The sequence below is a fragment of the Ralstonia sp. OTU4908 genome (assembly GCF_038440115.1).
Lineage (GTDB): Bacteria > Pseudomonadota > Gammaproteobacteria > Burkholderiales > Burkholderiaceae > Ralstonia > Ralstonia pickettii.
In genome coordinates this window covers 1-23395 of record NZ_JASATD010000054.1, presented here as the reverse complement: position 1 = coordinate 23395, position 23395 = coordinate 1, and the positions used below count along the sequence as shown (strand labels likewise).

29 protein-coding genes and 1 pseudogene are annotated in these 23395 nt (G+C 65.0%); 19 read left to right on the top strand and 11 right to left on the bottom strand.

Features of this window, described 5'->3' with window-relative positions; genetic code table 11:
* The coding region (locus AAHM38_RS23830; protein ID WP_342234332.1) for a DNA-binding protein at positions 1–874 on the bottom strand (874 nt) is incomplete at its 3' end.
* Positions 875–1189: 315 nt separating this feature from the next.
* Here AAHM38_RS23830 and AAHM38_RS23825 point away from each other — a divergent pair.
* The 16 genes from AAHM38_RS23825 (at position 1190) to AAHM38_RS23750 (ending at position 16199) form a co-directional block, all read left to right on the top strand.
* The gene (locus AAHM38_RS23825; protein WP_024542621.1) at positions 1190–1477 is read left to right on the top strand and encodes a CnrY/NccY family anti-sigma factor; all 288 of its coding nucleotides are present in this window, start codon (positions 1190–1192) and stop codon (positions 1475–1477) included.
* Positions 1474–1920: a periplasmic heavy metal sensor gene (locus AAHM38_RS23820; protein WP_024542620.1), complete on the top strand. Its 447-nt coding sequence runs from the start codon at positions 1474–1476 to the stop codon at positions 1918–1920. Before AAHM38_RS23825 ends, AAHM38_RS23820 begins: the two co-directional genes overlap by 4 nt.
* A complete protein-coding gene (locus tag AAHM38_RS23815) occupies positions 1917–2489 on the top strand; it encodes an RNA polymerase sigma factor (RefSeq protein WP_024542619.1) in 573 nt (190 codons plus the stop codon). Before AAHM38_RS23820 ends, AAHM38_RS23815 begins: the two co-directional genes overlap by 4 nt.
* A gap of 90 nt (positions 2490–2579) precedes the next feature.
* Positions 2580–3827, top strand: coding sequence for a TolC family protein (locus AAHM38_RS23810; protein WP_024542618.1), 1248 nt, complete (start codon positions 2580–2582; stop codon positions 3825–3827).
* On the top strand, positions 3824–4996 hold the full coding sequence (locus AAHM38_RS23805; RefSeq protein WP_080693769.1) for an efflux RND transporter periplasmic adaptor subunit: 1173 nt from the start codon (positions 3824–3826) through the stop codon (positions 4994–4996). The genes AAHM38_RS23810 and AAHM38_RS23805 overlap by 4 nt, the downstream gene beginning before the upstream one ends.
* Positions 4993–8229 carry a CusA/CzcA family heavy metal efflux RND transporter gene (locus AAHM38_RS23800; protein ID WP_024542616.1) on the top strand — a complete coding sequence of 1079 codons (3237 nt, stop codon included), beginning with the start codon at positions 4993–4995 and terminating at the stop codon, positions 8227–8229. The genes AAHM38_RS23805 and AAHM38_RS23800 overlap by 4 nt, the downstream gene beginning before the upstream one ends.
* 73 nt (positions 8230–8302) lie before the next feature.
* On the top strand, positions 8303–9268 hold the full coding sequence (locus tag AAHM38_RS23795) for a chromate resistance protein ChrB domain-containing protein (protein WP_024542615.1): 966 nt from the start codon (positions 8303–8305) through the stop codon (positions 9266–9268).
* Between the two features lie 18 nt (positions 9269–9286).
* Positions 9287–10492 (top strand): chromate transporter, encoded by a 1206-nt coding sequence (locus AAHM38_RS23790; RefSeq protein ID WP_092582997.1) that lies wholly within the window; start codon positions 9287–9289, stop codon positions 10490–10492.
* Positions 10493–10508: 16 nt separating this feature from the next.
* Positions 10509–11099 (top strand): superoxide dismutase, encoded by a 591-nt coding sequence (locus tag AAHM38_RS23785; protein WP_024542613.1) that lies wholly within the window; start codon positions 10509–10511, stop codon positions 11097–11099.
* 35 nt (positions 11100–11134) lie between these two features.
* The gene (locus AAHM38_RS23780) at positions 11135–11596 is read left to right on the top strand and encodes a chromate resistance protein ChrB domain-containing protein (RefSeq protein WP_024542612.1); all 462 of its coding nucleotides are present in this window, start codon (positions 11135–11137) and stop codon (positions 11594–11596) included.
* Positions 11597–11616: 20 nt separating this feature from the next.
* A complete protein-coding gene (locus AAHM38_RS23775; RefSeq protein WP_024542611.1) occupies positions 11617–12231 on the top strand; it encodes a family 16 glycoside hydrolase in 615 nt (204 codons plus the stop codon).
* An 18-nt stretch (positions 12232–12249) separates the two neighbouring features.
* Positions 12250–12654, top strand: coding sequence for a hypothetical protein (locus AAHM38_RS23770; RefSeq protein WP_024542610.1), 405 nt, complete (start codon positions 12250–12252; stop codon positions 12652–12654).
* Positions 12655–12670: 16 nt separating this feature from the next.
* Entirely contained in the window at positions 12671–12976 is a 306-nt protein-coding gene (locus AAHM38_RS23765) for a hypothetical protein (RefSeq protein ID WP_024542609.1), read from the top strand.
* Positions 12969–14237 (top strand): MFS transporter, encoded by a 1269-nt coding sequence (locus AAHM38_RS23760; RefSeq protein ID WP_029769034.1) that lies wholly within the window; start codon positions 12969–12971, stop codon positions 14235–14237. Before AAHM38_RS23765 ends, AAHM38_RS23760 begins: the two co-directional genes overlap by 8 nt.
* Before the next feature lie 43 nt (positions 14238–14280).
* A complete protein-coding gene (locus AAHM38_RS23755; RefSeq protein ID WP_024542565.1) occupies positions 14281–15216 on the top strand; it encodes a DUF1259 domain-containing protein in 936 nt (311 codons plus the stop codon).
* A gap of 308 nt (positions 15217–15524) precedes the next feature.
* Positions 15525–16199: a YncE family protein gene (locus AAHM38_RS23750; protein ID WP_369812462.1), complete on the top strand. Its 675-nt coding sequence runs from the start codon at positions 15525–15527 to the stop codon at positions 16197–16199.
* On the opposite strand, the gene AAHM38_RS23745 is transcribed toward AAHM38_RS23750, so the two are convergent.
* The 9 genes from AAHM38_RS23745 to AAHM38_RS23705 all read right to left on the bottom strand — a co-directional run bounded on the left by AAHM38_RS23745 (position 16196) and on the right by AAHM38_RS23705 (position 20479).
* Positions 16196–16753: a recombinase family protein gene (locus AAHM38_RS23745; RefSeq protein WP_003100847.1), complete on the bottom strand. Its 558-nt coding sequence runs from the start codon at positions 16751–16753 to the stop codon at positions 16196–16198. The genes AAHM38_RS23750 and AAHM38_RS23745 overlap by 4 nt on opposite strands.
* Entirely contained in the window at positions 16747–17118 is a 372-nt protein-coding gene (locus AAHM38_RS23740) for a hypothetical protein (RefSeq protein ID WP_003100853.1), read from the bottom strand. Before AAHM38_RS23740 ends, AAHM38_RS23745 begins: the two co-directional genes overlap by 7 nt.
* Positions 17115–17615 (bottom strand): hypothetical protein, encoded by a 501-nt coding sequence (locus tag AAHM38_RS23735; protein WP_003100856.1) that lies wholly within the window; start codon positions 17613–17615, stop codon positions 17115–17117. Before AAHM38_RS23735 ends, AAHM38_RS23740 begins: the two co-directional genes overlap by 4 nt.
* A complete protein-coding gene (locus AAHM38_RS23730; protein WP_342234331.1) occupies positions 17612–17938 on the bottom strand; it encodes a hypothetical protein in 327 nt (108 codons plus the stop codon). Before AAHM38_RS23730 ends, AAHM38_RS23735 begins: the two co-directional genes overlap by 4 nt.
* Before the next feature lie 254 nt (positions 17939–18192).
* The gene (locus AAHM38_RS23725) at positions 18193–18549 is read right to left on the bottom strand and encodes a cupin domain-containing protein (protein WP_003465043.1); all 357 of its coding nucleotides are present in this window, start codon (positions 18547–18549) and stop codon (positions 18193–18195) included.
* A gap of 47 nt (positions 18550–18596) precedes the next feature.
* On the bottom strand, positions 18597–18770 hold the full coding sequence (locus AAHM38_RS23720) for a hypothetical protein (RefSeq protein WP_003154411.1): 174 nt from the start codon (positions 18768–18770) through the stop codon (positions 18597–18599).
* Positions 18771–18785: 15 nt separating this feature from the next.
* The gene (locus tag AAHM38_RS23715) at positions 18786–19172 is read right to left on the bottom strand and encodes a HepT-like ribonuclease domain-containing protein (RefSeq protein WP_003100872.1); all 387 of its coding nucleotides are present in this window, start codon (positions 19170–19172) and stop codon (positions 18786–18788) included.
* A complete protein-coding gene (locus tag AAHM38_RS23710) occupies positions 19169–19459 on the bottom strand; it encodes a nucleotidyltransferase family protein (RefSeq protein ID WP_001247892.1) in 291 nt (96 codons plus the stop codon). The genes AAHM38_RS23715 and AAHM38_RS23710 overlap by 4 nt, the downstream gene beginning before the upstream one ends.
* 177 nt (positions 19460–19636) lie before the next feature.
* Positions 19637–20479, bottom strand: a complete 843-nt coding sequence (locus tag AAHM38_RS23705; RefSeq protein WP_024542567.1) for a helix-turn-helix transcriptional regulator — start codon at positions 20477–20479, stop codon at positions 19637–19639.
* Between the two features lie 117 nt (positions 20480–20596).
* On the opposite strand from AAHM38_RS23705, the gene AAHM38_RS23700 reads away from it, so the two are divergent.
* The 3 genes and pseudogenes from AAHM38_RS23700 to AAHM38_RS23690 all read left to right on the top strand — a co-directional run bounded on the left by AAHM38_RS23700 (position 20597) and on the right by AAHM38_RS23690 (position 22380).
* Positions 20597–21130: a carboxymuconolactone decarboxylase family protein gene (locus tag AAHM38_RS23700; protein WP_024542568.1), complete on the top strand. Its 534-nt coding sequence runs from the start codon at positions 20597–20599 to the stop codon at positions 21128–21130.
* 111 nt (positions 21131–21241) lie between these two features.
* Entirely contained in the window at positions 21242–21706 is a 465-nt protein-coding gene (locus AAHM38_RS23695) for a cytochrome P460 family protein (protein ID WP_254772525.1), read from the top strand.
* Between the two features lie 28 nt (positions 21707–21734).
* Positions 21735–22380: pseudogene (locus AAHM38_RS23690) on the top strand (uracil-DNA glycosylase family protein).
* Positions 22381–22563: 183 nt separating this feature from the next.
* Here AAHM38_RS23690 and AAHM38_RS23685 read toward each other — a convergent pair.
* Positions 22564–23395, bottom strand: an 832-nt coding sequence (locus tag AAHM38_RS23685; protein WP_342234330.1) for a LysR family transcriptional regulator, incomplete at its 5' end; no start/stop codon positions are given.

Below are 23395 nucleotides of genomic sequence, written 5' to 3'. Positions count from 1 at the left end.
GCACGGCCGCAAGCTCATCCGCCTGGGCCTGCACCCTCGCGCGCAATGCATCTCTCTCCGTCTCCGTCCGCGTGTGGTCGTCGCGTGCTTGGTTCAGCGCCGCCAGTGTTTGCTCGCCGCGTGCTTCCAGTTCGCGGACACGCTTCACTGCGGCCCCGGCTTCGGCCACCAGCCTCGCGCCATCCTTGTTTAACTGCGTAATCTCGCCCTGCTTGACGATCAGCGACTGGTTGGCCTGCCGGATTTCCGCCTGCAGTTGCTGGACCTGCTGCTCGTGCCGGCGCGCGTCCTGATCGCGCTGCTCCTTGCTGGCGTGGCGGAAGTGGTCCAGTGCTAGGTGGGCGTGCTGCAGTTTTTCCTCCAGTGAGCGTCGGAAGCCTTCATGCTCGGTCAGCCGCGCCGTGAGGTCCTGAACCTGCTGCGCCGAGCGCTCCGCCTCGATGGTGCGCTGCTGTAACGCCGCTTGCGTGTCGCTGTGCGCGGCCCGCTCGTTGGCAATGGTGACGTGAGCCTGCGCCAGCTCGGCGCGAAGCGCGGCGAGATCTGCGGACAGCTTGTCGGCCTCCGCTCGGACTTGCTGGCGCTGCGCCGTTGCGGCCGTAACCTGCTGGTCGACCACCGCCTGCGCCTCTTCGTGCAGGCGGGCCGCCAATCTGCCGACTAGATCCAGGATGGCGTCGGAGGTTGCGCCGGCCCGCTTGAGCCCAGCGCCTTCCTCTTCTTCCAGCTCCTTCAGATAGCGGTGGATGGTCGTCTTCGAGCCGGTGTTGCCCAACGCGATACGTATTGCATCGATCGACGGGTGTTGCCCCTGGGCGAGCAGCGAATCGCGAGCACGCTTAATGTCAAGACGACTGAGTCCGGCACGGGCCATGGCATTAGAATTTGATACCGTATTACGTACTATGTATATACGTACCGATTTGAGGCGTCAAGGCGGTTTGCTATAGGCAATTTATAACACTGGATAATGGCGGATTATCACGTGTGAGAGGTGTCATGGCGCCCTGGTGGTCCCCAATCCGGTACGAAACGCGCCGGATGTAGTGATGAAGGCCGCGTATTCTCGGTGCTGCCCAATTGCGGGACGGGGCAGTTGGCCTACCGCGATTGCCGGTGCCTTCTGAAGCCACCCGGGGGTATTTGCATGCGCGAGCCGTATACAGGGCAACCACCAAGGAGATCAGCAATGGCCGACCTCGACCAATGGCTCGCCGACGCAGCCAGGATCACCCATGAAGCACCGTCTGCGGTAAGTACCGCGCGCATCCAGCAACGGCTCGCAGCCGAGCCCGCGCCCGACGTGCTGGTCGCCCGCTATGATGCGCGGCGTGCCATGCTGTGCGCCGCCATCGCTGCGCTGGTGGCCTTCACGGTGATCGACCGCGTGGCGACCGCCGTCTTGAACAAGCCGGGCCCAACCTGGGTTGCCACACCGTCTGCCGCTTCTCCGTTTGGCCTGCTGATCGGTGAATGATGACGCCACGCACCCGACGTCTTTCCCTCTCAACGCTAGCCGGCGCTCTGGTGGGGGTGGCCATTGCCGGCGCCGTCGTCTTCCTGTCGCACCCATCGCAGGAGCACCGGACCGACCTGCACGAGATGCTCCACGAGGCGGTGCCGCTGGACGCCAACGAGCGTGAAATTCTCGACATGAAGGAACAGGCCTTCGCCCAACGCCGCCGGGAGATCGAAACCCGGCTGCGCACGGCCAACGGTCAACTCGCTGACGCGATTGCCAAGAATCCCACGTGGTCGCCAGAGGTCGAGGCGGCCACCCAGGAAGTGGAACGCGCGGCTGCCGATTTGCAGCGGGCCACGCTGGTCCACGTTTTCGAGATGCGCGCGGGCCTGAAGCCCGAGCACCGGCCTGCTTATGACCGCGTGCTGGTTGATGCGCTTCGCCGTGGTTCGCAGTGACCAGTACGGAAGCGGACGGCGTGCTCGCCCGGCGCGCCGCTCGGGGAGATCACCATGCGTTTGGCATCCTGGTGCGGCGGCATAGCCCCGCCCTGGCGCAGGCTGGCCGCAGCTTTGGCATTCCGGAAACCGATATCGACGATGTCGTGCAGGACACCTTTGTTGCAGCTTGGCGCGCGCTGGGGGACTACGACGAGGCTCGACCGTTCCGTGCCTGGCTGTTCCACATCGGGCTCAACAAGATGCGTGACCTGCGCCGTTTCCGGCGCGTGCGGCACTTCCTGTTCGGCGCGGAGGATCTGACGGACCCCGAACGCCCTGCCTTGGCCGATCCAGACCCGGGCCCGGAGCGCCGTGCTTCTGCCCGGCGCGAATTGGCACGCGTCGTGGCTGTCCTGGACGGGCTCGATGCGAACTCGCGGGAAGCCATTGTTTTGACCGCCATCGTCGGCATGTCGCAGCCGGAGGCGGCTGCCGCACTTGGCATGACGCCGAAGGCCATTGAGGGGCGCATTGGCCGCGCCCGTGCCAAGCTGGCTGCCTTGATCGACGCCCGCAGCACCGAATAATTTCGACGGGCGCGAGGGGGTGCCGCGCTGGGCGCCGTATTGACCAATCTGTGCCGTCTTCGGCTTCTGCTTCCCTCAAGAAATCCGGCGATGACCCGCGTGTCCTCTTTCCATACCCTCAGCGTGCTTGCCGCATCGCTGGCCTTGTCCGCCGCATCTGGTTGGGCGGCCGAGGCACCGCCCTTTACAGAATTGCTGCAGCAGTCGCTCGCCCACGCGCCCGCGATGCGCGTGCAGGCCGCCAACGTCTTGGCCGCTGGCGCCGATGCCGCCCAGGCGCGCGCGTGGCCCAACCCTCGTGCGGAGTCGGTGTTCGAGAATCTGGGGGCTCCGCAGAGCGATGGCGTGAGCCAGCGCCAGAACACCTTTTCCATCACACAGCCGATTGAGATCGGCGGCAAGCGTGGCGCACGCATCGAAGCCGGGCAGCGCGGCTTCGCCGCCGCACAAGCGCGCGAGCATCAAACGCAGATCGCGTACGCGGCTGAATTGGCGACCGCCTATGCGACGGCAGAGGCCATGCTGGCGCGAAAGTCCTTGGCTGCGGAAGACCTCGGGCGCGCGCGCGAGGAGCTTCGCGTGGCCCGCGCGCTAGTCCAATCCGGCAAGGAAGCTGCGTTGCGCGTGTCCCAGGCGCAAGCCAGCGTCGCCGCCGCCACTGCGGCTGAACATGCGGCTGGCGCGGACGCGACGCAAGCGCTGGAGCAGTTGGCTGCCTTGGCCGGCTCTGACGAGCCCTACACCCGTCTGGCTGGCTCGCTTCTGTCCACATCGGCGGCACCTCCCGCCTCGTCGGGCGCGGCGGACGAAGCCCCCGCTGTCGTCACGGCGCAAGCCGAGCGAGACGTGATAAGCGCCCAGGTCGAGGTCGAGCGCAAGAAGTGGGTTCCCGAGGTTGGCGTCAGCGCAGGCGTGCGCCGCTACGGCTGGACGAATGCCAGTGGCTACGTCGTGGGCCTGTCGGCCACGATTCCACTGTTTGACCAGAACACGCACGCGGTGACCGCTGCGGTCGAGCGTGCCGCCGCCGCAGAAGCCAGGCTGGACACCGTGCGCCTGGAAGCATCTGCGGCAAAACGATCCGCCCAGGCTCAGGCTGCGGCTTCGGAAAAACGCCTCGCCGCAGCGGCGGAAGGCGAACGCGCAGCCGCCGAAGCCTATCGCCTGGGCCGTCTCGGCTACGACGCCGGCAAGACCCCGTTGATTGAACTGCTCGCCGTCCGGCGCGCGTTGTTTGAAGCAAGGCAACTCACGATTGACGCGCGCCTCGCGCGCGTACGCGCGTTGGCCGCACTGGCACAGGCTGACGGCCGCCTGGCTTTTGAGGAAGCTCGATGATGAAAGACAACCTCCGCTCGGCCAACTGGCCGCTGATCGCCGGGATTGCCGGGGTGGCCGCCCTGGTGGGGTTCGGTGTGGCGCGCGGGCTTGTGCCCAGTCATTCTGCGGCGCCAGCGGCCAAGACAGCCGCCGCGCCCGAAAAAGCCGCCCCCACTGAGGTCAAGGTTCCCCTCGAATACCTGGCCACCGCCAACATCGCGGTCGAGCCGGTGGCCACGGCTGGCGTGGGCGCGGAGATCCTTGCGCCCGCCACGGTGGTCGCCGCGCCGGGCAGCGAGGCCGTGATCATTGCCCGCGCGTCGGGTGCTGTCCAGCGGATCAACCGCCGGCTTGGTGAGGTCGTGCGTGCGGGCGACGTGCTGGCCCTGGTGGACAGCCCGGAGGCGGCCGCGATGGCTGCAGAGCGCCGGGTGGCCGCCGCCAGGGCCGATTTGGCGCGCAAGACCTACGCACGAGAAGCCGCACTGTACGAGCAAGGCGTCACGCCGCGTCAGGAGATGGAAGCGGCCAAGGCCGCGCTCGAAGTCGCCAATGCCGAGGCGCAGCGCGCAGCGACCGTGGCGCAATCCGCGCATCTTGCCAGCGACGGTCGCTCGGTCGCGGTGACCAGCCCCATTGCCGGCAGGGTGACGGCGCAATCCGTCACGCTGGGCGCCTTCGTGCAGCCTCAGGCCGAACTGTTCCGGGTCGCAGGCAGCGGCACGGCACAGGTGGAGGCTTCGGTCACGGCCGCTGATACCGCCCGCGTGGCGGCCGGCGACACTGCGGTGATCTTGCTGGGCAGCGGCTCGCCCGTGCCCGCCGTGGTGCACTCGGTGACGCCGACGGTGAACAGCAGCGCCCGCACCGCGACTGTGGTCCTGACGCCCACGCAAGCGCTGGACAAGCTGGTGATCGGCGAAGGCGTGCAGGTGCGCCTGCAAACGCGCACGAGCGGCCCCGCTGCCCTGTCGGTGCCGGAGGATGCCGTGCAGAACCTGGACGGGCGCGACGTGTTGTTCGTTCGCACGCCGCAGGGGTTCCGGCCCCAGCCAGTGCTGGTGGGCATCCGCAGTGGCGGGTCCGCCCAGATTCTCTCGGGTGCGCGCGCCGGTGAACAGGTGGCGACGCGCAACGCCTTCCTGCTCAAGGCCGAGATGAACAAAGGCGCCGGGGACGACGAATGATCGGCAGCATTCTGAACGGCGCGGTCCGGCTGCGCTGGCTCGTGTTGTTCCTGACGGCGGTGGTGGCGACAGTCGGCGCCTGGCAGCTCAACCTGCTGCCGATCGACGTCACGCCCGACATCACCAACAAGCAGGTCCAGATCAATACCGTGGTGCCGACGCTCAGCCCGGTGGAGGTTGAGAAACGTGTGACCTATCCGATCGAGACCGCGTTGTCCGGCTTGAACGGTGTGGAGAGCACGCGTTCGTTCTCGCGCAACGGCTTCAGCCAGGTCACGGTGATCTTCAAGGAGAGTGCCAACCTCTACTTCATGCGCCAGCAGGTGTCGGAGCGGCTGGCGCAGGCGCGCCCGAGCCTGCCCGAAGGGGCCGAGCCGCAAATGGGACCGGTATCGACCGGCCTGGGTGAGGTGTTCCACTACAGCGTGGAATATGCCCACCCTGATGGCAAAGGCGCAACGATCAAGGATGGGCTGCCCGGCTGGCAGAGCGACGGCAGCTTTCTGACGGACCGGGGAGAACGGCTGACCGATCAGGTCTCCAAGCTCGCCTATCTGCGCACGGTGCAGGACTGGATCGTCCGGCCGCAACTGCGCACCACGCCCGGTGTGGCCGACGTGGATTCCCTGGGCGGCTACGTCAAGCAGTATGTGGTCGAGCCCGACGCGGCCAAGCTGGCGGCCTACGGCATCTCGTATGCTGAACTGGCGCGGGGGCTGGAAGACGCCAACCTCTCGGTCGGCGCCAACTACATCCGGCGCTCGGGCGAGTCGTATCTCGTGCGCGCGGACGCCCGCATCCGCTCGGTGGACGAGATTTCACGCGCGGTCATTGCGCAACGGCAGAACGTGCCGATCACGGTCGGCCAGGTTGCTGTCGTCAAGGTCGGGGGCGAACTGCGCTCCGGGGCAGCCAGCCGCAACGGCTATGAAACTGTGGTCGGCAGTGCGTTGATGCTGGTGGGCGCCAACAGCCGCACGGTGGCGCAAGCGGTGGGCGACAAGCTCAAGCAGATCGAAAAGACGATGCCGCCGGGCGTGGTGATCGTGCCGACGCTGGACCGCTCGCAACTGGTTGTGGCCACCATCGAAACCGTGGCGAAAAATCTGACCGAAGGCGCGTTGCTGGTGGTGGTGATCCTGTTCCTGCTGCTGGGCAACGTGCGGGCGGCGACCATCGCGGCGCTGGTCATTCCGCTGTCGCTGCTGATCAGCGCAATCGGTATGAACGCGCTGGGCATTTCCGGCAACCTGATGAGCCTGGGCGCACTGGACTTTGGCCTCATCATCGACGGTGCCGTCATCATCGTCGAGAACACACTGCGCCGGCTGGCCGAACGCCAGCACCGGGAGGGCCGCCTGCTGACGCTGCGCGAACGGCTGGACGAAGTGGTGCTGTCGTCGCGCGAGATGGTCCGCCCCACGGTCTATGGCCAGCTCGTCATCTTCCTGGTTTTCCTGCCGTGCCTGACCTTCCAGGGCGTCGAGGGCAAGATGTTCTCGCCGATGGTCATCACACTGATGCTGGCGCTGGCGTCAGCCTTCGTGCTGTCGCTGACCTTCGTGCCGGCCATGATCGCGGTGCTGATGCGCAAACAGGTCGCAGAGAAGGAAGTGCGGGTGATCGCGGCCACCAAGCAGCGGTATCGCCCGTGGCTGCAAGCAGCGGTAAGGCGTCCGCTGCCTTTTCTTGGGGCGGGTGCGCTTACGCTCGCGCTGGCCGCCGTGGCCTTTGCCTTCGTCGGCCGCGAGTTCATGCCGACGTTGGACGAACAGAACCTGAACCTCTCGTCCGTGCGCATTCCGTCGACGTCGATCGACCAGTCGGTGGCCATCGACTTGCCGCTGGAGCGGGCGGTGATGACGCTGCCGGAAGTGAAGACGGTCTACTCGAAGGCCGGTACCGCCAGCCTGGCGGCAGACCCGATGCCGCCCAACGCGTCCGACAACTACATCATCCTGAAGCCTAAGGACGAATGGCCGGCGGGGGTGACCACCAAGGAACAGGTGATCGAGCGCATCCGCCAGAAGACCGCCGCGATGGTCGGCAACAACTACGACGTGACACAGCCGATCGAGATGCGCTTCAACGAGCTGATCGGTGGCGTGCGCAGCGACGTGGCTGTGAAGATCTACGGTGAGGATCTGGATGAGCTCGCGGCCACGGCCCAGCGCGTTGCGGCGGTGCTGCGCAAGACGCCGGGTGCGGCCGACGTACGTGTGCCGCTTACCGGCGGCTTCCCGACCTTCGACATCGTGTTCGACCGGGCCGCGATTGCCCGCTACGGCCTGACCGTCAAGGAAGTGGCCGACACGCTGTCGACCGCACTGGCCGGCAAGGCGGCCGGTCAGGTGTTCGATGGCGACCGGCGCTTCGATATCGTGGTCCGCTTGGCCCGCGAGCAACGCGACAACCTCGATGTGCTTGGCGCGCTGCCGGTCATGCTGCCACAGGCTGATGGCCAACCACGCGCATCGGTACCGCTGCGTCAGTTGGTGCAATTCCGCTTCACCCAAGGTCTGAACGAAGTGAGCCGCGACAACGGCAAGCGGCGCATCTACGTGGAGGCCAACGTGGGCGAGCGCGACCTGGGCAGCTTCGTCGACGATGCTGCCAAGCGCATCGCCAACGAGGTCAAGCTGCCGACCGGCTCGTGGATCGAATGGGGCGGGCAGTTCCAGAATCTCCAGGCGGCGACGAAGCGCCTGGCGATCATCGTGCCGGCGTGCTTCATCCTGATCGCGGCCACGCTCTATCTGGCGATCGGCAGCGCCATGCTGACGGCGACGGTATTGACCGCCGTGCCGCTCGCGCTCGCCGGCGGCGTGTTTGCGCTGCTGCTGCGCGGCATGCCGTTCTCGATCTCCGCTGCCGTCGGGTTCATTGCCGTGTCGGGGGTGGCGGTGCTCAACGGGCTCGTGCTCATCTCGGCCATCCGCAAGCGCCTGAAAGATGGCATGGCGCCCGATGCGGCAGTCGTCGAAGGGGCCATGGAACGGGTGCGGCCTGTGCTGATGACGGCGCTGGTTGCCTCGCTCGGCTTCGTGCCGATGGCGATTGCGACGGGTACCGGCGCCGAGGTGCAGAAGCCGCTGGCGACGGTGGTGATCGGCGGCCTGGTCACCGCCACCGTCCTGACACTGTTCGTGCTACCCGCGCTCTGCGGGCTGGTGTTGCGGCGGCAGGCCCGCCGCGAGTCGGGTGACCAGGGGGTACTCGAAGCGCAGCCATAACGGGGGGCAGCCGTATTGATGTAGCGATCTCTACATCATTGCAGCGTCGCATACGGCAATCTAAGCTGCCGTCATGACTGCCCCTCTCGATTCCTGGCTCCTGCTGATCGTCAGCCTGCCAACCGCGAGCGCAACCGCGCGCATGCGCGTCTGGCGCGCGCTCAAGGCGCTGGGCTGTGCCGCCCTGCGCGACGGCGCCTACTTATTGCCTGCCCACGCGGAACAAGCCCCCCAGTTGCGCGAGTTGGCCGACGAAGTCGTACGGGAAAACGGCCAAGCCTGGCTGCTGCACGTCCAGGCCCCAGGGCCGGATGAGGCGGCGATCTATCAGGCCCTATTCGACCGCACCCCTGATTACACGGACTGGTTGGCCGAGCTGTCGGATGCCCGCAAGACGCTCCCCGGCCTGGCCGCGGCGGAACTCAACCGCCTGCACCGTCGGCACGCCCGCACCTATGAGGCCATCCGCAAGATCGACTTCTTCCCCAACGAGGCGTCGATCCGTGCGCAGGCGCAGTGGCGGGACTTTGCGGGCGCCGTCACTGCCGTTCAATCGCCGGGTGAGCCGCATGCGGCCGCCGGCAGCATCCCGCGCCGCGACCCTGCGCAGTATCAGGGCCGTATGTGGGCCACACGCCAGCATCTGTGGGTCGATCGCGTTGCCAGCGCCTGGCTGATCCAGCGCTTCATCGATCCGCACGCGCGCTTTCTCTGGCTGGAGAGCCCCGCCGATTGCCCGGCAGATGCGCTGGGCTTCGACTTTGACGGTGCGACCTTCACGCACGTCGGCGACCGGGTGTCGTTCGAGGTGCTGCTCGCCAGCTTCGGCCTGGACGGCAATCACGGGCTCGCCCGGCTCGGCGCGGTCGTGCACGCGCTGGACGTGGGCGGCACCACCGTGCCGGAAGCTGGCGGCTTCGAAGCCATCCTGGCCGGCGCTCGCAAACGACTGGCCGATGACGACGCGCTGCTGACAGAGATCGGCAGTGTGCTCGATTCCCTCTATGCCCACTTCTCCGGCAGCCGCAAACCAAGCTGACTTCACTGCACAACCATGATGAACACGACCCCATCCACCGCGCCCACGCCACCGCAGCCTCACCACGAACGCCCGTCCTACACGCTCTGGCAACTGGTGCTGTATTTTGTGCGGCTCGGCACCCTGGGCTTCGGCGGCCCCGTGGCGCTGGCCGGCTATATGCGCCGCGACTTGGTGGACGCGAAGCAATGGATCACCGAGGCTGACTACAAGGAAGGCCTCGCGCTTGCACAGTTGGCACCCGGCCCATTGGCCGCGCAATTGGCGATTTACCTCGGCTATGTGCATTACCGCATCCTCGGGGCAACGCTGATCGGCATCGCCTTCGTGCTGCCGTCGTTCCTGATGGTGGTGGCGCTGGGGTGGGCTTATGTGCGCTTCGGCGGCCTGACCTGGATGCAGTCGGTGTTCTACGGGGTCGGTGCGGCCGTGATCGGCATCATCGCCATCAGCGCTTACAAGCTGACGACCAAGAGCGTTGGCAAGGACAAGCTGCTGTGGGCGGTCTACCTGGTGCTGGCGGCCGTCACCGTCATCACGGAATCGGAAGTGGCCTGGCTGTTCCTGGCCGGCGGTGTGCTCGTCTGGTTCTGGCGCGCACCGCCCAAGTGGGTACGTCAGGGCAAGGTGAATGCGCTGGCCGCGACACCGCTGCCGGCGGCCAGCGGCATCTTCAGCTCAATCGACTGGCCGCTGCTGTCGCAGATCGGCGTGTTCTTTGCCAAAGCGGGCGCCTTCGTGTTTGGCTCGGGCCTGGCCATCGTGCCATTCCTCTATGGCGGCGTGGTCACCGAACACCACTGGCTCAACGATAAACAGTTCGTCGATGCGGTGGCCGTGGCAATGATCACGCCGGGGCCGGTGGTCATCACGGTGGGCTTCATCGGCTACCTGATCGCGGGCCTGCCCGGCGCTTGCGTAGCAGCGGCTGGCACGTTCTTGCCGTGCTACCTGTTCACCATCCTGCCGGCGCCGTACTTCAAGAAGTACGGCAAGCTGCCCGCCATCCTGGCGTTTGTCGACGGTGTCACAGCCGCCGCCGTGGGTGCCATTACCGGCGCGGTGATCGTGCTGGCCAAGCGCTCCATCGTCGATGTGCCGACGGTGTTGCTGGCGCTGGTGACGGTCGCGCTGCTGCTCAAGTTCAAGAAGCTGACGGAGCCGGTGATCGTGGCCGGCGCCGCGTTGATCGGCCTGGCGGTGTATCCACTGCTCCACCACTGAATCGGGCGAGACGACCATGACTACCCAAATGAAGCCGCTGGCATGCGATCCGACCAAGCTGTCCGGCTTGTCGGAGAAGCTGATCGCCAGCCACTACGAGAACAACTACGGCGGCGCCGTGAAGCGCCTGAATGCCATCGCGGCGGCGTTTGCGGCGCTCGATGTGACCACGGCTGCGGGGTTCGTGCTCAACGGCCTCAAGCGTGAAGAGCTGATCGCCACGAACTCCATGATCCTGCACGAGGTGTACTTCGACAGCCTTGGGGATGGCGGGCCGTTGGGGGGCAACCTGAAGGTTGCCATCGAACGCGATTTCGGCTCGGTCGAGCGCTGGCAGGCCGAATTCACAGCGATGGGCAAGGCGCTTGGCGGCGGCTCCGGCTGGGTGTTGCTGACCTACTCGCCGCGTGATGGGCGGCTCGTCAACCAGTGGGCAGCGGACCACACCCATACGCTGGCCGGCGGCACGCCAATCCTGGCGCTCGACATGTACGAGCACGCGTACCACATGGACTACGGCGCCAAGGCCGCGGCCTATGTCGACGCGTTCATGCAGAACGTGCACTGGGCGCGCGTCGCCGAGCGTCTGGCCACCGTGCAGCGGTAGTGCCTTTCCATCAACTAATCGCAGCGGAGGTTGTCATGCAGTGGATTACGCGCGAGCGCCCCAAGATCGATCGCATTGCCTGTCCCTGGCTGATCGCCCGCTTCATCGATGAGACGCCGGAGTTCCTCTATGTACCGTCGGGCGATGTGGTGCGCATCGCCAACGAACGTGGTGCGATTCCGTACGACATCCCTGGTGTGGAGCTTACGCATGTCGGCGAGCTGTGCAGCTTCGACGCCTTCCTCAACAAGTACCGCCTCGGCCAGGACGCCGCGCTGCAGCAGTTGGCCCGCATCGTGCGCGGCGCGGATACGTCGCGGCTGGACCTGACGCCGCAGTCCAGCGGGCTGTATGCCATCTCGCTCGGACTCTCGCAGGTGTATGCCGACGACCACGAGATGCTGGAGCACGGGCTGGTGATGTACGACGCCCTCTATGCGTGGTGCCAACGCTGCCAGGCCGAGACGCACAAGTGGCCTCCCAAGATGCCGGCCTGAACCGGCCAAGGAGACGAGCGATGAAGCGGACCCTGCTGATGCCTTGGCTGCTGTTGTTGGCCATGCCGGCGACAGGAGAAACGATCCTGTTCACCCAGGACAAGCCTGGCGCATTGCCTGCGGGATGGGTGGCTGGCGTCACCGGCCACGGCACGCCCAGATGGACCGTTGAGGCGGACGCTGCCGGCACCAACGTGCTCAAGCAGTCTGGCTCCGGCGATTTCCCGTGGTGCGTGAAACAGGGTACCGCCGTCGCCGACGGGTTCGTCGAGGTGAAGTTCAAGCCTGTCGCTGGTCATGAAGATCAGGCCGGGGGCGTCGTCTGGCGCTGGAAGGACGGCAACGATTACTACGTCGCGCGCGCGAACGCGCTGGAGAACAACGTCTCGCTGTACTACACGACGGGTGGTCACCGGCACACGCTTCGCTACCAGGATGCGCCGGTTGCCGCGCAGGCCTGGCATACGTTGCGGGTGGAATTCGCGGGCGATCGCATTCAGGTATCGCTGGATGGCAAGCGCTACATCGACGTGACGGACGATCACATCCGCGGTACCGGCGCGGTTGGGGTCTGGACCAAGGCCGACAGCGTGACCCTGTTCGACGCGTTCTCGTACGGCACCACCGCGAAGTAATACAGAGAGGAGAAAGAAGTGAATTTCAAGTCGGAAGTGGGCGGGACCAAAGGCCGGTTGCCATGCGCAATTGTCTGGGCTGGAATCGCGATGCTATGTACCACCACTTCGGTGCTGGCCGATGAAGGTTTCAAGCACCTGAGCGGTGCTGAACTCAAGAAGGCGATCGTTGGCAAGACCATCACTGATGGCACCCACTGGTCGGACAAGTTCAAGCCCGACGGCACGGTCGAATCCGTCATGCACGGACAGGTCCTAGGCGGCCGCTGGCGCGTGCGGGGCGGCGAGTTGTGCATTGCCGATTCCAACGGCAAGGGCAAGCCCCAGGCCGAGGATTGCTTCGAAGTCTGGCGCCATGGCCACGCAATCGAATATCGGCGCAATGGAAACGGCTTTGCGCAGGGGGATTTGGTCAACAGATGACGTATCGGAGCCCACCATGTCGAATGACGCCCAGCAGCTCGCTGCAATCGTTCTCGCCTGTTCATTAGCCTTCGCGATCGCCGGCTGCAAGAAGAACCCGTTTGGCGAGCGCAGCAGCGAGGTCGTCGGTATTGCGCAAGTCCCGGCGCCAGTCAAAGCGACGATTGATCGGCAGGCGGGCGGGCGGGCGATCGGCGAAATCGAGAAGCAGACGCAGAACGGCCGGGTCCGCTACGAGGTCACGCTCGGCAGTGGAAGCGACAAGTCCACCGTGCTCATCGGCCAAGACGGTCAGCAAATCGCCGACGAAGACGATGACTGAGGCTGTACATCACGGCCTGGCATCTGCCGTGGCCGCCACCCGGGGCCGGCTCACACGCTGGCTTCTGCCGTCGGGCGTTGATGCAGGTGCCTGGTTCATCCTTGTCGGCCGGGCACTGCGCGGTTTTTGCGACGGCTACATCGCCGTGCTGTTGCCGGCATACCTGCTGGCGCTCGGGCTCACCCAGTGGGCCGTCGGGCTCGTTAGCAGCGCCACGCTGATCGGCTCGGCGCTGGCAACGATTCTGGTCGGCATGCTCGGCAGTCGCTTTGCGCCGCGCCGCCTCCTGATGCTGGCGGCCGCCTTGATGGCGGCGACCGGCGTGGGCTTTGCCGGGCTCTCCGATCTCTGGCCGCTGCTGGCCATCGCCTTTGTCGGCACGCTCAACCCCAGTTCAGGCGATGTCAGTGTGTTCCTCCCGCTGGAGCAGGCGCGTCTGGCGGAATCGGCTTTGCCCGATGCCCGTACCGCGCTCTTCGCCCGCTACAGCCTGATCGGGGCGTTTTCCGCCGCCATCGGTGCCTTGGCCGCAGCCCTGCCTGGCTGGCTCGCTACGCATAGCGGCCTGTCTTTCCTGGCGGCGATGCGAGCGATGTTCTTCGTCTACGCATTGATCGGTGTCGCACTCTGGGTGCTCTATGCGCGTCTGCCTCTGCATCAGCCGCAATCAGGCGGGGCTGCAACTCCACTGGGGCCTTCGCGCGGCATCGTGATCCGGCTGGCGCTGCTTTTCAGCGTGGATGCGTTTGCGGGCGGCCTGGTGGTCAACGCACTGCTATCGCTGTGGCTGATGCAGCGTTTTGGCCTTTCGCCCGGGGCCGCAGGCCAGTTCTTCTTCTTTGCGGGGCTGCTGACGACGGCGTCCCAGCTCGTCGCCGTGCCCCTCGCGCGCAAGATCGGCTTGCTCAACACGATGGTGTTCACGCATATCCCGTCCAGCCTCTGCCTGATCGCGGCGGCGTTCGCGCCGTCGCTGGCCTTGACCCTGGGGCTGCTGCTCGTGCGCAGCGCGCTCTCCCAAATGGATGTGCCGACCCGAACGGCCTACGTGATGGCGGTGGTGACGCCGCCCGAGCGCACCGCCGCGGCAAGCCTGACCTCGGTTCCCAGAAGCCTGGCCGCTGCCATCAGCCCGACACTGGCCAGCGCGATGCTCGCCGCCGGCTGGATTGGCGCACCGTTGGTGGCCTGCGGCGTCCTGAAAATTGTCTACGACCTCGCCATCCTGCGCGGATTTCGGCGCGTCGAACCGCTCAACTGACCGAGGCGTTTCCCCGTCCCCCCCCCAACCCTTGGAGTATGAAATGGCTTTGCGAACACCGATTGCTCTTGCCCTGGCTGCAACCGTCAGCGTCTGTGCCATCGCCCACGCGGCGTCGCCCGCGCAGCGAGCCGCCCTGGATACCGCTCGCATCGAACAGGTCACCGGCCTGAAGGGCAGCTTCTCCGAGCGGGAGAACGTCTTCAAGGTGTCGAAGCCGCGCAACGATGTCCCCATCCAAGTGGACGGCGTGGCCATGCCGCCCTTCATGGGACTGACCTCCTGGGCGGCGTTCACGCCAGCCCATGACGGCCACGCCATGCTGATGGGCGACACCGTGCTCTTCGAGGATGAGGTGAACCCGGCCATGAGCGCGGCACTCGACGCCGGGCTGGAGGTCACGGCACTGCACAACCACTTCTTCTTCGACCGGCCTCGGGTGTATTTCATGCATATCGGCGGCATGGGCGACCCGGCCGAACTCGCCGCTGGCGTAAAGAAGGTCTACGACAAAATCGCCGAGATTCGTGCGGCGAACCCAGCTCCCGGGACGGCGTTTCCCGGCAAGATCGCCAGCGAGAACAAGATCACGCCGGCGCCCTTGGACGCCATTTTTGGGACGAAGGGGCAAGCCAGCAATGGCATGTTCAAGGTCGTGATCGGTGCCAAGGGCACCATGCACGGTGTGTCCTTCGGCAATGAAATGGGGCTGAACACCTGGGCCGCGTTTGCCGGCACCGATGACGAGGCCGTGGTGGATGGTGACTTCGCGATGCGCGAAGACGAGCTGCAGCCCGTGCTGAAGTCGATGCGGGCCGATGGCATCAACATCGTGGCCATTCACCAGCACATGACGCACGAGCAGCCGCGCTACATGTTCCTGCACTACTGGGGCAAGGGCAAAGCGGTCGACCTGGCAAAGGGCGTGAAGAAAGCCCTGGACGCGCAGGCCAGCGTGCACAAATCAGTGATGCGGTGAGCGCGGGCCAGCATGTCCGGTCCCCGCGCTTGTCTGCGGTCCTCAAAACTTTGAGAGCCATGCACACCCGATCGCCGATACTCGAAGGCTGCACGTCATTCAGGTGCGTACTCGCACTTGCCACCCTCGCACTCGGTTTGGCACTTACCGTCAGTGCGGCAACGCAAAGGCCGGCCGGGACACTGCCGTTGCGACATGTGGGCGACTATCCGTTACCTGGCGCCACGACGCGCTGGGACTACCTCAGCTTGGACCCGACCAGGTCGCGGCTGTTTGTCGCCCACCTCGGGGATAGCGCGGTGGTTGTCGTGGACACCAAAACCAAAGGGGTGCTGGCCACGATCAGCAACATCCGTCATGTCCATGGCACGTTGGCCGTTCCGGAGCTCGACCGTGTGTATGCCTCCGCGACGGGGACCGACGAAATCGTGGCAATCGACGCCGCGACGCTGAGAATCGTCGCCCGTATTCCGGGAGGCATCTATCCTGACGGCGTCGCCTACGCCCCGGAACTCGGCAAGCTGTATGTTTCCGATGAGACCGGTAACACGGAAACGGTAATTGATGCCCGCACCAGCCAGCGAATAACGACGATCGCGCTGGGCGGCGCCGTTGGGAACACGCAGTATGACCCGGTTTCGAAGCACATCCTCGTCAACGTCCAGGGACGGGGGATCTTGGCCGAGATCGACCCGCGCACCGATCAAGTCGTGGATCGCATCCCATTGCCCGGTGCCGAAGGAAACCATGGGCTGCTGATCGTGCCCAAGCTGCGACTGGCGTTTATCGCGTGCGAGGGCGACAGTCGCTTGCTGGTGTTGAGCCTGAACACCAGACAGGTGGTTGCAAGCTTCGGGGTTGGACAGACGCCCGACGTCGTGGCCTACGACGCGGCGCTCGGATGGTTGTATGTCGCTAGCGAATCCGGCGTCTTGACGATCTTTAAGGGGTCGTCTCAGAAAACGGAAAATAAAGCACGCTAAGCGTGCGTGGAGGCTGGCACCCAGCGGTACAGCGTCGGAATGGACACGCCGAGGTTCTTGGCCACGTCCTTGGGCGGCACCCCGCTGGCCAGCAGCTTCTTGGCCGACTCGATCTTGCTGTCGGTCATCTTCGGCTTGCGGCCGCCTTTGCGGCCGAGCTGCTTGGCGACTTCCAGCCCGGCGCGGGTGCGCTCGACGGTCAGCTCGCGCTCCATTTCGGCAAGGCTCGCCATGACGTGGAAGAAGAACCGCCCGGATGGTGTGCCGGTGTCGATGGAGTCGGTGAGGCTCCTGAACTGGACACCGTGCTTGTGCAGATCGCCGACCAGATCGACCAGTTGCTTGACCGACCGGCCCAGCCGGTCGAGCTTCCAGACGACCAAAGTATCGCCTTCGCGCAGCATTTCGAGCGTCTTGGCCAAGCCAGGCCGGTCTGCCCGCGTGCCACTCACCTTGTCCTCGAAGACCTTTTTACATCCGGCCTTGCTCAAGGCTTCGCGTTGCAGCTCCAGGTTCTGATCCTGCGTCGAGACGCGCGCATAGCCAATCAACATGGCTTGTCTCGCGCCCGGTCGATGCGTTCCTGCATCGCCTGCATCACTTCTTCGTGGGTGTACGATCTGGCGTTGGCGTCGGTGGCTTGCCGCAGGGCTTCCTCAACCTCGCGCGTCATCCGCTCGTAATCCTCCGGCCACAGCGCTTGCTCCATGCGCAGCGACGCCTGACCCAGCAGGTGCAGCAGGCTGAACAGCCGCATGTCGTTGGTGGCGACGATGCGCTCCCGAATCTGCTCCTGAATAGCTTCGCTAGCCCGATGCGCTTGTGGTGTGGCAGTCCCCTCGTAGTCAGCGGGGAATTCCGCTTCCTCGGCAATCCTTGCCCAGGCGCTGGCCAGCGCCTCGATGGTTGACGTGCTCATTTCCGCCGCTCCTGTGCTCTTTGGCGAATCAACCGGCCAAGGGGCCTCGACGCGAAAACCAGCAGCATCACGCCTATCGGATACCAGGTCGAGAAGACCACCAAGGCATCGAAGGCTGGCCGTCCGGTGTTGGTAGGCAGTACGGCGGTCACAGCCATCAACCCGCCGACCGTCCAGATGATGCGCCACACGTAGGGCATCACGCGGGGCACGTAGCCGTCATCGAAAGCGGTCTGGTAGTAGCGGCGCAGGCCGCGCTCGGCAAGCGCCTGGCGCTGCCGCTCCGACAGCGCATCCGTCCGGCCATACCAGCGCCGGAATGGTGGACAGCGCAGCAGCAAAGGGGTGAAGAGGATCATCACCGCCACGATCGCGACACCCCACGCCATGACGGCGCCGGCATCGGGCCGCTTGGCGTTCTCGATCACGGGCGCGAAGACGCCCGGAGCACCGATCATCCAGAACAGCGCAATGTGCTGATGGAAGGAGAGCTTCATTTGCTCATCCACTTGCGCAGCAGGCGCTTTTTCAGGGAGGCGCGTTCTTGCGGGTTGCGTCCCTTGTGATTGGCGATGCGATCCGCCGTGGCGGCCTGGCGCTTGACGGGCCAGTAGGAGCGGCCATCCTCGCCCATCGACCAGACGCTGCTGGCCTGGTTTTCCAGCAGGGGCAGATGGGCGCTCAGGGCTTCGGGCGACGCGCTGGTCAGCGCCGTGCGCTCACGGGTGCGCCAGCGCTGATGCCAGAGCTTCTTGTCCTCGCGCTCGCTGCCGCAGGTCGTGTGCCCGACGATGGGTGTTTTGCGGCGGCTGCGGCTCATAACGTAGTGGTCTCCAAGAACATTCAGGACTGATCCCAGGCGTCGATGGTCAAGACCTGATCGGCAGGACAGGCGGCTACGCGGTCGGGAACTGGATGGTGTTCAGTCTCATGCCGACCCCATTCGATTGATCGCGTCGCTTGCGGCACGCTGCGACGCAAGGAGGTTTGCGACCTGGTTTAGCAGCCGTGTCCGCTGCATGTCTGTTACCTATCTCCCCGACCGCTCATTGGACCAACTCCAGAGATTGGGCTCTATCGCTCAGCCAATACGAAACCGGCATTGGCTGATGCCACAACCGAGACGAACACAAATGGCTCGGTACCTGTATTTCGCGCCCCGTGCACTTGGCCCGGTCTTGCCACGGCTATCTCACCTTCCCTGAGGGCACGAACAATCCCATTGCCCTGAAAGTAATCAGCCATTCCCGACAAAACAGTCCACGTGTCTTGGCCGTGAGGATGAATGTGAGCCGCAATTTCCTGCCCGGGATGGACATGCCAAACCACGATAATTGAGTCTCGGGTTTCAAGCACAACGGAACGAATAGGCTCGCCTTCGGACGGCTGAACATACTCGGCTACAGAAAATATTCTCGATTCAACAGTCATCGGAGATCCCTCTTTCACAGTGCCCCCAGACAGGCTGGATATGAGTTCTAACTCGAATTTGAACGGGAGGCTGGTCGTGCGGTCGTGCAGTTGCCGATGAGCGTGTCGGCTGCTGCCTCCTTGCCCACCAGCGAACTCACGTCCGTTGCGGCCATCCAGAAGGTCTTGCCCGAGCGCGGCTCATAGGTCGCGGGATCGAACACGCCAGAGGGGCCGAACATCGGCGGCTTGATTGGTCATGGCTCCATGCCTTTGTCGTTACGGTCTTCATCGTCGGCATCCTGACGCACGGCGGGCAATTGCTGGAGCAACGCCGGCAGCCATTCCTGTACCGTCTCCCACACCACATCGAGGTTGATGTCGAAATAGCCGTGAGCCATGCGATTACGCATATTGCGCATGCTGCGCCACGGCACGTCGGCATGCGCCTGGGTGAACTCGACGTAGCCATCCATCACCTTTGTGGCCGCCTCGCCGATGACGATCAGGCTCATGATGACGGCCTGCTGGGTGCGCTTGTCGGCCAAGAAGTCGTCCTTGGCCATCCCTTCCACGAAGCTGCGCGCATCGGTTGCGGCCTGCTGAATGTGGTCGAGGTAATCGGGCAGGCGGTTCTCGCTCATATCGGTTGCGCCTCCGCGAGCACCTTGGCCCGGAACTTCGGCGGCAGGTCGCCGGGAGTCAGCAGATCGACGTCAACGCCGAGCAGCGATTTCAGTTCTTCTTCCAAATCGCCCAAGTCCAACAACGTGGCACCGGGCAGCGCATCGACCAACAGGTCGAGGTCGCTGCCATCCCGGTCGGTGCCATGCAGCACCGAGCCGAAGACGCGCGGGTTCGCGGCGCGAAAGCGGCCTACCGCTTCACGCACTGCGCTTCGCTTCATGTCAAGCACAACAGACGGTCGCATGCGCATCCTTTCTTATCGAAACTCGTTGAGATGATATGCAATCAAGAATAGAATTTCAAGAACTATTTTCGAGAATCGCAATGCCTTGATTCCCGTGCCGCGCCTGTGAATTTCACCCGCTCGACGAGCGCAACACCGACGCCGCCTACGCCAAGAACCGGCGAATCGACCTCAAACTCACGAACCGCTGAGCGACGCGTCACCGCGCTGCTGCGCCAGCCAGTCGCGCGGGGCGCAGCCCATGCGCACGCGGAAGGCGCGCGCCAACGCGTTCGGGCTGCCGTAGCCGACGCGGTCGGCCACCACCGCCACCGGACGCCCCTGCTTGAGCAGGGTGCAACTGACGTTCATCCGCCAGTCGGCCAGATAGTCGCCCGGCGTGACGCCCACCGCGTCTTTGAACGCGGCGGCGAAGCGCGCGCGTGACATGCCCGCCTGCGCCGCCAGCGCCTCGAGCGACCACGCGGTCTGCGGCGCATCGTGCATGGCGGTTATGGCGCGCGCGAGTTTCGGGTCGGCCAGTCCCGCCAGCAGTCCGGTGGCGCCAAGCCGCCCATCCATCAGATAACGCAGCAACTGGATCAGTAGCAACTCGCACAAGCGGTCGATGGCGGCCTGCCGACCGCACTGGTCGCGCTCGGCTTCGGCAAACAGCAGCTCTAGCGTCGGCCCGAGGCCGGGCAAGTCCGCCAGCGGAATCAGCAGCATCGACGGCAAGGCCATGGCCAACGGATTGCCCGTCGAAGCGCCCAGATCGACCTCCGCACACAACAGCTCAGCGGTATCGCCGGGGGCGGCGACAAAACGATGCGACGCCACGCGCGGATAAAACAGCAGGCTCGGCTCGGTAACCAGCAGATCTTCATGCACGGGCGAACGCGCCGTAATCGGGCCGCGCCGCACCAGATGGATATAGCCATGCGGCGCCGCGTAATGATGCTGCTCACAGAAGGCGCCGCTGTGAAAAACGCGCGCCGAAAGCGAGTAGTGCCGGAGCAAGCCGGCCAGTCGATCCGCCATTCCACTCTCCATATAAGACGATAGGTTACGTATTTGATACTTTACGTGCCATATCGTACCAAACAAAGGGCGATCATGCCCACTTGCTCTTGCACCTCACCCACTACGGAGATAGACATGACCCAAATCGCCCCCCTGACCATCGACACCGCTGACGCCGCTACCGCTGCCACACTCAAGGCCGTCAAAGCCAAGCTCGGCATGGTGCCGAACCTGCTCGCCACGCTGGCCCACGCGCCGGCAGCGCTCAACGGCTACCTCGGCCTGTCCGAAACGCTGGGCACCGGCCGCCTGAGTGCCACCCAGCGCGAGATCGTTGCGCTGGCTGCCGGTCAAGCCAATCGCTGCCAGTACTGCCTGAGCGCACACACCCTGATCGGCAAAGGTGCCGGACTGTCGGCAGAGGCCATCGCCGCGGCCCGCACCGGCCAGGCGGCCAACGCACTTGACGATGCAATTGCCGGCTTTGCCCGCGCGCTGGTCGAGCAACGCGGCGTGGTGTCGGCCGACGCCATGGCCAACTACCGCCGCGCGGGGCTCGACGACGGCCTGATACTGGAAGTGATCGCCAACATCGCGCTGAACACGCTCACCAACTACACCAACCACATCGCCGACACCACGGTGGATTTCCCCGTGGTCGCCGTCTGATCTCCATAGGCATATAAGGAGAACACAACGAAAATCGCACTCACCGGCGCTCTGCTCGCCAGCGCCCTCGTCCTGCCACTGGCCGTCACGGCCGGCGACTTTTCGCCCTATGTGGACAGCCAGGGCGGCATCAGCCGCCCCACAGACTTCCGCACAAACTTCGTCCACCTGGGCTCATATGCGGTGTTGGACGAAAAATCCGCCTCTCGCGGCCTGCACGATGTGTACACCGAAAAGGCCTCGGCCGAGCACTACCGCAAGACCGGCAAGTTCTTGGACGGCGCCACGCTGGTGAAAGAGATCCGCAAGCTCGAAACCAGCGCCATGACCACTGGCAACCCTGTGGTCTGGGGTTCCGATGCGGCCGTGTGGTTCGTGATGGTCAAGGACGCCAAAGGCCGTTTCGCCAGCAACCCCTTGTGGGGCGACGGCTGGGGCTGGGCGCTGTTCAAGGCCGACGCCCCCGCCAAGAATGTCGCCGTCAGCTACGAAGCCGACTGCATGGGCTGCCATGTGCCGGCGGCCAAGACCGACCGCGTATTCATCCAGGGCTATCCGACACTGACCCAGCACTGACTTGCTGCCGGGTTACGCTTCGCGCAGGATGGCACCTCCGTCCTGCGCGAGCCACCCTTTCCGGAAGCGCGCCATGCCGACACTCGACGCCTTTCTGACCGACGTCCGCGCCTGCACGCGCTGCGCACCGCATCTGCCACACGGCGTGCAGCCGGTCTTCCAGTTTCACCCGAGTGCGCCCATCCTCATCGCCGGCCAAGCACCGGGGGCCCGGGTCCATGCCTCAGGCGTGCCCTTCGACGACGCCAGCGGCGCGCGTCTGCGCGCCTGGCTGGGCGTGGACCGCGACACCTTCTACGACCCTACCCGCATCGCCATTCTGCCCATGGGCTTCTGTTATCCGGGCACCGGCAAAAGCGGTGACCTGCCGCTACGCCCGGAGTGCGCCCCCCGCCTGGCGCGAAGCCTTCATGCAGCGTTTCGAGCGCCTGTCGCTGGTCATCGTGCTGGGCAGCTACGCCATGGACTACCACCTCGGTACTGGCAAGACGCCGCTCACCCGGGTGGTCGAAGCCTGGCGCGAGCACTGGCCGCAAGCGTTCCCCCTGCCTCACCCTAGCCCGCGCAACAATCGCTGGCTGGTGCGCAACCCCTGGTTCCAACAAGACGTGCTGCCCGCGCTGCAAGCACGCGTCCAGGCAGTCCTCACCGCCAACCCCAAGGAAACCCCATGACCGACGACACCGCCGCCATTACCGAGCTGCTGCACAAGTACTACGACACCCTGGCCTGGGCGAACGGAGACAGGCACCGGCTTTGGAGCGATGAACGACGGCTTCAGGTGCGGTAGCTGACGCCTGGGACCTCAATCACCGTATGACCGGGTCGAAAGCGGTCCTTTCTCTGACAACATCGCCCTAGCCCGCACTCAACCCCCACAACACATCCAGCACATGTTGCGTAGGCCGCTCGACGTCCCCACCACGGTGGGCAATACCAAGTTGACGCCACAATAAGGGCTGTAATGGCCGCATGACGATCCTGGTATCGGGCAATGGCGTGGAGGCTTCATGCGGCAACAACGTCGCACCATAACCGGCCGCCACTAGGCTTTTGATCGCATCGTTGTAGTTCAGTTGAATACGCGGCGTGGGCTGCCGTCCATCACTGGCGAACCACTCCGAGGTCAAGCGCGAAAGCCGAGTAGTTTTGTCATTCAGAATTAATGGCTGGGCGGCCAGCCAACCGGGGGTCACAACATCCGGGCATTCCCAGCGAGCCGGCAAGAAGGCCATGACCGGGTCCCGCCGCCATGGCTCGATCCGCAATTCCTTCACCGGGGTCTGTGGCAGCGCGACCAGACCGATCTCCAAAGAGCCCTCGGCAAGCTTCTTCAAAGTTTCCTGCGACGTGAGCACCGCGACCTGCACATCGATAGCGGGATGGCGTTGGCCCAACGTCTCCAAAGCTTGCGGCATCAACTGTGCGATGGCCCCTGTGGAGGCACCCAGCCGCACACGCCCGGCCAAGCCCTGCACCTGACGCTCCACGTCCTCAAGCGCCTGCTCCGCATCCGCCAACAGGCGCCGCGCGCGCTCCACCAGCGTTTCTCCAATCGCCGAAGGCTGAATGCGCCCACGTGTGCGCGACAACAGCTTTCCGCCAACCCGCGACTCCAGGTCGGCAATATGCAAACTGACCGTGGGTGGCGCGAGGTGCAGCACACGGGCCGCCTCGGCAAACGAACCC

What these genes read in the sequence shown, in the direction of transcription:
- AAHM38_RS23825 (WP_024542621.1), top strand. Translation starts at nt 1,190, where the DNA reads ATGGCCGACCTCGACCAATGGCTCGCCGACGCAGCCAGGATCACCCAT.
- AAHM38_RS23820 (WP_024542620.1), top strand. Translation starts at nt 1,474, where the DNA reads ATGATGACGCCACGCACCCGACGTCTTTCCCTCTCAACGCTAGCCGGC.
- AAHM38_RS23810 (WP_024542618.1), top strand. Translation starts at nt 2,580, where the DNA reads ATGACCCGCGTGTCCTCTTTCCATACCCTCAGCGTGCTTGCCGCATCG.
- AAHM38_RS23805 (WP_080693769.1), top strand. Translation starts at nt 3,824, where the DNA reads ATGATGAAAGACAACCTCCGCTCGGCCAACTGGCCGCTGATCGCCGGG.
- AAHM38_RS23800 (WP_024542616.1), top strand. Translation starts at nt 4,993, where the DNA reads ATGATCGGCAGCATTCTGAACGGCGCGGTCCGGCTGCGCTGGCTCGTG.
- AAHM38_RS23795 (WP_024542615.1), top strand. Translation starts at nt 8,303, where the DNA reads ATGACTGCCCCTCTCGATTCCTGGCTCCTGCTGATCGTCAGCCTGCCA.
- AAHM38_RS23790 (WP_092582997.1), top strand. Translation starts at nt 9,287, where the DNA reads ATGAACACGACCCCATCCACCGCGCCCACGCCACCGCAGCCTCACCAC.
- AAHM38_RS23785 (WP_024542613.1), top strand. Translation starts at nt 10,509, where the DNA reads ATGACTACCCAAATGAAGCCGCTGGCATGCGATCCGACCAAGCTGTCC.
- AAHM38_RS23780 (WP_024542612.1), top strand. Translation starts at nt 11,135, where the DNA reads ATGCAGTGGATTACGCGCGAGCGCCCCAAGATCGATCGCATTGCCTGT.
- AAHM38_RS23775 (WP_024542611.1), top strand. Translation starts at nt 11,617, where the DNA reads ATGAAGCGGACCCTGCTGATGCCTTGGCTGCTGTTGTTGGCCATGCCG.
- AAHM38_RS23765 (WP_024542609.1), top strand. Translation starts at nt 12,671, where the DNA reads ATGTCGAATGACGCCCAGCAGCTCGCTGCAATCGTTCTCGCCTGTTCA.
- AAHM38_RS23760 (WP_029769034.1), top strand. Translation starts at nt 12,969, where the DNA reads ATGACTGAGGCTGTACATCACGGCCTGGCATCTGCCGTGGCCGCCACC.
- AAHM38_RS23755 (WP_024542565.1), top strand. Translation starts at nt 14,281, where the DNA reads ATGGCTTTGCGAACACCGATTGCTCTTGCCCTGGCTGCAACCGTCAGC.
- AAHM38_RS23745 (WP_003100847.1), bottom strand. Translation starts at nt 16,753, where the DNA reads ATGTTGATTGGCTATGCGCGCGTCTCGACGCAGGATCAGAACCTGGAG.
- AAHM38_RS23740 (WP_003100853.1), bottom strand. Translation starts at nt 17,118, where the DNA reads ATGAGCACGTCAACCATCGAGGCGCTGGCCAGCGCCTGGGCAAGGATT.
- AAHM38_RS23735 (WP_003100856.1), bottom strand. Translation starts at nt 17,615, where the DNA reads ATGAAGCTCTCCTTCCATCAGCACATTGCGCTGTTCTGGATGATCGGT.
- AAHM38_RS23730 (WP_342234331.1), bottom strand. Translation starts at nt 17,938, where the DNA reads ATGAGCCGCAGCCGCCGCAAAACACCCATCGTCGGGCACACGACCTGC.
- AAHM38_RS23725 (WP_003465043.1), bottom strand. Translation starts at nt 18,549, where the DNA reads ATGACTGTTGAATCGAGAATATTTTCTGTAGCCGAGTATGTTCAGCCG.
- AAHM38_RS23720 (WP_003154411.1), bottom strand. Translation starts at nt 18,770, where the DNA reads ATGTTCGGCCCCTCTGGCGTGTTCGATCCCGCGACCTATGAGCCGCGC.
- AAHM38_RS23715 (WP_003100872.1), bottom strand. Translation starts at nt 19,172, where the DNA reads ATGAGCGAGAACCGCCTGCCCGATTACCTCGACCACATTCAGCAGGCC.
- AAHM38_RS23710 (WP_001247892.1), bottom strand. Translation starts at nt 19,459, where the DNA reads ATGCGACCGTCTGTTGTGCTTGACATGAAGCGAAGCGCAGTGCGTGAA.
- AAHM38_RS23705 (WP_024542567.1), bottom strand. Translation starts at nt 20,479, where the DNA reads ATGGCGGATCGACTGGCCGGCTTGCTCCGGCACTACTCGCTTTCGGCG.
- AAHM38_RS23700 (WP_024542568.1), top strand. Translation starts at nt 20,597, where the DNA reads ATGACCCAAATCGCCCCCCTGACCATCGACACCGCTGACGCCGCTACC.